General features: G+C 40.4%; 1 protein-coding gene. It reads left to right on the plus strand.

The window, feature by feature from the left end:
* Positions 1-14: 14 nt before the first annotated feature.
* A partial coding sequence (locus GNE10_RS35115) for a hypothetical protein (RefSeq protein ID WP_185570582.1) occupies positions 15-334 on the plus strand: 320 nt, incomplete at its 3' end.

The raw sequence follows: 334 nt of genomic DNA on the forward strand, positions 1-334 counted from the left end.
GTGAGAAGTTAATAATGGCAGAAGTTTGCAAGGATATTGACCGGGGATTAGCAGATTTACAAGCTGCTATAAATCGGTTAAATAACAGATTGAATAATTTAGAGCGCAAACAAAACGAGTGTTGCAAAAATAAGGACAGTAACAACACTGGGCTAGAAAATCGCGTTAGTCGTATTGAATCTTATATCAACGCGCTGCACAGCGATTTAGATATAATCGGCAAATTACTCAAGGATATAAACATCCTATTGGAGCCGGCTTTAACCCTAGTAGAGAAAATGGGAACAGTGGTGCTAAAAGCTGTTACTGCTGTCACCAGCGTTTTCGGGGGTGG

Origin of the sequence: Nostoc sp. 2RC, assembly GCF_014222165.1 — a bacterium.
Taxonomy (GTDB): Bacteria; Cyanobacteriota; Cyanobacteriia; order Cyanobacteriales; family Nostocaceae; genus Nostoc; species Nostoc linckia.